This window comes from Mesorhizobium sp. M4A.F.Ca.ET.090.04.2.1 (assembly GCF_003999085.1).
Taxonomy (GTDB): Bacteria; Pseudomonadota; Alphaproteobacteria; order Rhizobiales; family Rhizobiaceae; genus Mesorhizobium.
In genome coordinates this window covers 1-5,615 of sequence record NZ_RZOT01000407.1, presented here as the reverse complement: position 1 = coordinate 5,615, position 5,615 = coordinate 1, and the positions used below count along the sequence as shown (strand labels likewise).

Sequence of the window (5,615 nt, the reverse complement as noted above, 5' to 3'; positions counted from 1 at the left end):
GTCTTGATCGGCGTGCGGCCGCCGACGGTCGTATATTCGCCTTGCTGCAGCACGCGCAGCAGGCGTGTCTGCGCCTCCATCGGCATGTCGCCGATCTCGTCGAGGAACAGCGTGCCGCCTTCGGCCTGCTCGAAGCGACCGGTGGAGCGGTTCTGCGCGCCGGTGAAGGCGCCCTTCTCGTGACCGAACAGTTCCGATTCTATCAAGTCGCGCGGGATCGCCGCCATGTTGATGGCAACGAACGGGCCGCCGCGGCGGCGGCCATATTCGTGCAGCGCGCGGGCCACCAGCTCCTTGCCGGTGCCGGATTCGCCGCTGATCATCACCGTGAGGTCGGTCTGCATCATGCGGGCCAGCATGCGGTAGATGTCCTGCATGGCGGCGGAGCGGCCGACCAGCGGCATCGTCTCCGGTTGGTCGTCGGCGCGCGCGTCGAGCTTCGGCCGTCTCGGCTCGGCCAGCGCCCGGTTGACGATGTTGAGCAGTTCGGTCAGGTCGAACGGCTTCGGCAGATATTCATAGGCGCCGGTCTCGGAGGCGCGGATGGCGGTCATGAACGTGTTCTGCGCGCTCATCACGATGACCGGCAGTTCCGGCCGCGCCTTCTTGATGCGCGGCAGCATGTCGAAGGCGTTCTCGTCCGGCATCACCACGTCGGTGATGACGAGGTCGCCCTCGCCCGCCGCCACCCAGCGCCACAGCGTCGAGGCATTCGAAGTGACGCGCACCTCATGGCCGACGCGCGACAGCGCCTGATTGAGCACGGTGCGGATGGCCGCATCGTCATCGGCGACCAGAATGTTGCCGCGTGCGGTCATGAGCGGTCTCCTTCAGCTTCTTCGTCGACACCGTGTGCGGTCTCCTTCCAAGCCGGCATCAGGATGCGGAACGTGGTTCCCCGCGGCGTCGAATCGCATTCGATGATGCCGCCATGCTCGCCGACGATCTTGGCCACCAGCGCCAGCCCGAGGCCGGAGCCGTTCGGCTTGGTGGTGATGAACGGGTCGAACAGGATCGGCAGTATGTCCTCCGAAACACCGGGACCGTTGTCGCGCACGCAAAATTCCAGCGGCAGGGACACGCGATCCTGCGTTCCCGGCACCGAAACACGGATGCCCGGCCGGAAGGCAGTGGACAGCACGATCTCGCCTTGCGGGTCCGAACCGATCGCCTCGGCGGCGTTCTTGACCAGGTTGAGGAACACCTGGATCAGCTGGTCGCGGTTGGCGAAGACCGGAGGAAGCGATGGATCGTATTCCTCCAAGATCTTGATCCGTTTCGCAAAACCGTTCTTGGCAATCGCCTTCACATGGTCGAGAACGACGTGGATGTTGACCGGGTAGCGGTCGATTGGCCGTTCGTCGGAAAAGACCTCCATGCGGTCGACGAGTGAGACGATGCGGTCGGTCTCGTCGGTGATCAGCCGGGTGAGCGCGCGGTCCTCGTCGGAGGCTGACAGTTCCAGCAACTGGGCGGCGCCCCTGATGCCGGACAATGGGTTCTTGATCTCATGCGCCAGCATGGCGGCAAGGCCGGTGACCGAGCGGGCGGCGCCGCGATGCGTCATCTGTCGGTCGATCTTGTCGGCCATCGACCGTTCCTGGAACATCACCACCACCGTGCCCGGGAATTCCGGCACCGGCGCCACGTAAAGGTCGACGACCTTTTCGATGCCAAGGCGCGGCGATGACACATCGACCCGGTATTCGTTGACCGGCGCCAGGCGCTCGCGCACCTGGTCGACAAGGGTGAGCAGCGGGCTGCCGAAGGGCACGAGCTTGGACAACGTGTTGCGGGCAAGCATGGTCGCGCTGGAGCGAAAGAAATCCTCCGCATCGGCATTGGCGAAGGTGATGAAGCCGCCGGCATCGACCATGATCACCGGGCGGCGGATGGTGTTCAGCACGATGTTGGCGGCGTCGACCATGTCCGGCCCTTGGGCAACTGTGGCCTTCATGCGGCGCTCCGCATCGATTCGGCGGGGTTGGAGAACACTTCACGCAGTTCGGCGATGACGCGAGCGGGCTCGAAAGAGGTGAGGATTGCCTTGCGTTGACCGGAAGTGGCGCCGGCGGCATGGCTATCGAGATACCACCCGAGATGCTTGCGCGCCTGGCGCAGCCCGCTTTCGACACCGTAGAGCGCCAGCATATCCTGATAGTGGCCAATGACGTAGTCGGCCAGGGCCAGCCGATCTCCGGGAATGCCTGGCGCCGTCTCTCCTGCCGCGGACGCCGCGATCCTGCCGGCGGTCCACGGTGCGCCATAATGCGCGCGCCCGATCATCACCGCGTCGGCGCCCGATTGATCGAGGATGGCAGCCGCTTCCGCCGGCGAGCCGACATCGCCATTGGCGACGACCGGGATCGAAACGGCTTCCTTGACCCGCGCGATGGCGCGCCAGTCGGCCTTGCCCTGGTAGAACTGACAGCGCGTGCGGCCATGCACCGTCACCATCCTCACGCCGGCCTGTTCGGCGCGGCGCGCCAGCATCGGCGCGTTGAGCGCGCTTTCGTCCCAGCCAAGCCGCATCTTCACGGTCACCGGTACCTCGACGGCGCCGACCACCGCCTCGATCAGCGACAGCGCGTGATCGAGATCGCGCATCAACGCTGAGCCAGCATAGCCGCCCGTCACCTTCTTGGCCGGGCAGCCCATGTTGATATCGATGATGTCGGCGCCCTCGCCCGCGGCGATCCGGGCGCCTTCGGCCATGTGCGCCGCCTCGCGGCCGGCAAGCTGGACCATGTGGACCGGCAGCCCGGAATGGCGGATGCGCAGGTCGCAGCCGGCCCTGCCTTTGGCAAGCTCTCCGCTCGCCACCATTTCCGACACGACCAGCCCGGCACCATGCCGATGGGCGCGCTGCCGGAACGCCTCGTCGGTTACTCCCGACATCGGCGCGAGGAAGACACGATTACGGATTATCACGCCGCCAATGTGGAGCGGCAGAGCCAATTTGGTCAATTCGGGCATGCACAAAAACCAAGCATATCTGATTGCTGCACATTCTCTAGCCAGTAGCAAGGCAATGTGCAACGCGCAATGACGTCAAATCAAGGCGCATTTGGGAAAAAGCTGGCCTTCGGCCAGCAAAGCGCAGTGCGTCGTTCAGGATACACAAAGGACGCTTTGGAATTCACAATTGGCGCACGATCTTTTCCGAAAACCGATTACACTTTTGCGGATCGTGCGCTAAGCCAATCGCAATGACTGACGCAAGCGAAAATCAGGCTTCGGGCGCGGATGACAAGGTCGCGGTGGTTATCGTAGCGGCCGGGCGCGGCGCGCGCGCCGGGCAAGCCAATGGACCGAAGCAATATCAACGCATCGGCGGCCGCGCCGTCATCGCGCGCACCTTGGAGACATTCCTCTCTCACCCGAGGACCGGTCCGGTCGTGGTGGCCATTCACGCCGACGACGGCGAGCTTTTCCGAAAGGCCGCGGGTGCGGATGCGGACCGTGTCATCACGGTCACCGGCGGCGATTCGCGCCAGGCCTCTGTCAGGCTGGGCCTGCTGGCGCTCAGGGATGCCGCGCCAGGCCGCGTGCTCGTCCATGACGCCGTACGCCCCTTTGTCGACGCCGGCCTCATCGACCGCACGATCGATGCCGTCGGCGAACGCCAGGGCGCGCTGCCCGCTCTGCCCGTCGCCGACACGCTGAAGCGCGAGTCGGCAGCCGGGATGATCGAGGAGACCGTATCGAGGAACGGACTGCATGCCGCCCAGACGCCGCAGGGCTTTCCCTTCTGGCCGCTTCTTGCCGCGCATGAAAAGGCCCATCATCTTGGCAAGGCGGATTTCACCGACGACGCCGCGATCGCCGAGTGGGCGCATATTCCGGTGAAAATCGTCCAAGGATCGCCGGACAACATAAAACTTACCTGGGCAAGGGATATTGCAATGGCCGATCAGCGGCTTTCCGGTGAACGGCCGCGCTTTCCGGATATCCGCACCGGCAACGGCTATGACGTGCATGCCTTCGAGCCGGGCGATCATGTCACGCTCTGCGGCGTCGTCATTCCGCACGACAGAAAGCTCTCCGGCCATTCCGATGCCGACGTCGGCCTTCACGCCCTCACCGACGCGCTGCTCGCCACCTGCGGCGCCGGCGATATCGGCACGCATTTCCCGCCGTCGGATCCGCAGTGGAAAGGCGCCGCCTCGAAGATCTTCGTCGAACATGCGGCCAAGCTGGTGCGCGGGCGCGGCGGACGCATCGCCAATGCCGACATCACGCTGATCTGCGAGGCGCCGCGCGTCGGCCCGCACCGCGAGGCGATGACGGCTGCCCTCGCCGCGATGCTCGGCATCGCCAGTGAGCGCATCTCGATCAAGGCGACCACCAATGAGAAGCTTGGCTTCATCGGCCGCCAGGAAGGCATAGCGGCCATCGCCACCGCCAGCGTAGTCTTTCCAGGTGAGGTTCCCGAATGAGCAACGCCGAACTCGCAAACGCCCTGCTTCTGGCCTGCCAGCAACGCGGCATCATGCTGGCGACGGCGGAAAGCTGCACCGGCGGCCTGATCATCGCCGCGCTCACCGACATTGCCGGCTCCTCCGCCGTGGTCGACCGCGGTTTCATCACTTATTCCAACGAAGCCAAGATGGAGATGCTCGGCGTTTCCGCCGCAACGCTCAAGACGCACGGCGCGGTCTCACGCGAAATCGTGCTCGAAATGGCGGCGGGCGCGCTGGCGCATTCGCGGGCGAGCCTCGCGCTCGCGGTCACGGGCATCGCCGGCCCGACCGGCGGTTCGGCCGACAAGCCGGTCGGCCTGGTCTGGTTCGGCCTTGCGCTGGCCGGCCAGCCGATCGTCGCCGAGCACCAACTGTTCGGCCACAAGGGGCGAGAGTTCATCCGCCATGAAACCGTGCGGCACGCGCTGGAACTCGGCCTGCGCGCGCTGGGCTAAACTCCGAACTCAGGCCGTTCTTGCGCCGTAGATCTGGTTGGCGCGCTTCTCGAAGGCCTCGGCAAACATGCGGAAGGCGCGATCGAACATCGTGCCCATCAACGCGCCGAGAATGCGGCTCTTGAACTCGTAGTCGATGAAAAAGTGCACCTCGCAGCCGCTATCGGCCGGGTCGAAGCGCCAGATATTGCTGAGATATTTGAAAGGGCCGTCGATGTATTTGACATCGATGGCCTTCTCGTCGGGCTTCAGCAGCACCTGCGTGGTAAAGGTCTCGCGGATCGCCTTGTAACCGATGCTCATGTCGGCAAGGAGGATGGTGCGGCCGTCGCGCTCCTTGCGCGAGCGCACGCTGAGCGCTTCGCACAGCGGCAGGAATTGCGGATAGGCCTCGACGTCCGCGACCAGCGCGAACATCTCCTGCGGCGTATGGGCGACGCGACGGATGGCTTCGAATTTCGGCATTCGGGGATCAGCTGGCTTTTTTGAGCTGCGCTTCCCGCGCCGCGCGCAGCCTGGCGAAATCCTCGCCGGCATGATGCGAGGAGCGCGTCAGCGGACTCGACGCCATGAGAAGGAAACCCTTGGTCTTGCCGATCGTCTCGAAGGACTTGAACTCCTCCGGGGTGACGAAGCGGATCACCGGATGGTGCTTCTTCGACGGCTGCAGATACTGGCCGATGGTCATGAAGTCGAC

6 protein-coding genes and 1 pseudogene are annotated in these 5,615 nt (G+C 64.8%); 2 read left to right on the top strand and 5 right to left on the bottom strand.

All coding sequences use genetic code 11. The features are described from left to right. The 3 genes from EN781_RS24090 to dusB all read right to left on the bottom strand — a co-directional run. A partial coding sequence (locus tag EN781_RS24090; protein ID WP_127400391.1) for a sigma 54-interacting transcriptional regulator occupies window positions 1–818 on the bottom strand: 818 nt, incomplete at its 3' end. Continuing rightward, on the bottom strand, window positions 815–1,957 hold the full coding sequence (locus EN781_RS24085) for a nitrogen regulation protein NR(II) (protein WP_126054615.1): 1,143 nt from the start codon (window positions 1,955–1,957) through the stop codon (window positions 815–817). The genes EN781_RS24085 and EN781_RS24090, both read right to left, overlap by 4 nt. After that, window positions 1,954–2,976: a tRNA dihydrouridine synthase DusB gene (gene dusB / locus EN781_RS24080; protein WP_126054616.1), complete on the bottom strand. Its 1,023-nt coding sequence runs from the start codon at window positions 2,974–2,976 to the stop codon at window positions 1,954–1,956. The genes EN781_RS24085 and dusB overlap by 4 nt, the downstream gene beginning before the upstream one ends. 233 nt (window positions 2,977–3,209) lie before the next feature. Here dusB and EN781_RS24075 point away from each other — a divergent pair, with 233 nt between their 5' ends. Together EN781_RS24075 and EN781_RS24070 are read left to right on the top strand one after the other, a co-directional pair. Continuing rightward, window positions 3,210–4,439 carry a bifunctional 2-C-methyl-D-erythritol 4-phosphate cytidylyltransferase/2-C-methyl-D-erythritol 2,4-cyclodiphosphate synthase gene (locus EN781_RS24075; protein WP_126054617.1) on the top strand — a complete coding sequence of 410 codons (1,230 nt, stop codon included), beginning with the start codon at window positions 3,210–3,212 and terminating at the stop codon, window positions 4,437–4,439. Next, window positions 4,436–4,918: a CinA family protein gene (locus EN781_RS24070; protein ID WP_126054618.1), complete on the top strand. Its 483-nt coding sequence runs from the start codon at window positions 4,436–4,438 to the stop codon at window positions 4,916–4,918. The genes EN781_RS24075 and EN781_RS24070 overlap by 4 nt, the downstream gene beginning before the upstream one ends. A 9-nt stretch (window positions 4,919–4,927) precedes the next feature. Here EN781_RS24070 and EN781_RS24065 read toward each other — a convergent pair whose 3' ends face one another. Both EN781_RS24065 and EN781_RS24060 read right to left on the bottom strand, forming a co-directional pair. Then, entirely contained in the window at window positions 4,928–5,383 is a 456-nt protein-coding gene (locus tag EN781_RS24065; protein ID WP_126054619.1) for a type II toxin-antitoxin system RatA family toxin, read from the bottom strand. 7 nt (window positions 5,384–5,390) lie between these two features. Further along, window positions 5,391–5,615 (bottom strand): annotated as a pseudogene (locus EN781_RS24060) (lipoyl synthase); the annotation flags it as partial.

What these genes read in the sequence shown, in the direction of transcription:
- EN781_RS24085 (WP_126054615.1), bottom strand. Translation starts at nt 1,957, where the DNA reads ATGAAGGCCACAGTTGCCCAAGGGCCGGACATGGTCGACGCCGCCAAC.
- dusB (WP_126054616.1), bottom strand. Translation starts at nt 2,976, where the DNA reads ATGCCCGAATTGACCAAATTGGCTCTGCCGCTCCACATTGGCGGCGTG.
- EN781_RS24075 (WP_126054617.1), top strand. Translation starts at nt 3,210, where the DNA reads ATGACTGACGCAAGCGAAAATCAGGCTTCGGGCGCGGATGACAAGGTC.
- EN781_RS24070 (WP_126054618.1), top strand. Translation starts at nt 4,436, where the DNA reads ATGAGCAACGCCGAACTCGCAAACGCCCTGCTTCTGGCCTGCCAGCAA.
- EN781_RS24065 (WP_126054619.1), bottom strand. Translation starts at nt 5,383, where the DNA reads ATGCCGAAATTCGAAGCCATCCGTCGCGTCGCCCATACGCCGCAGGAG.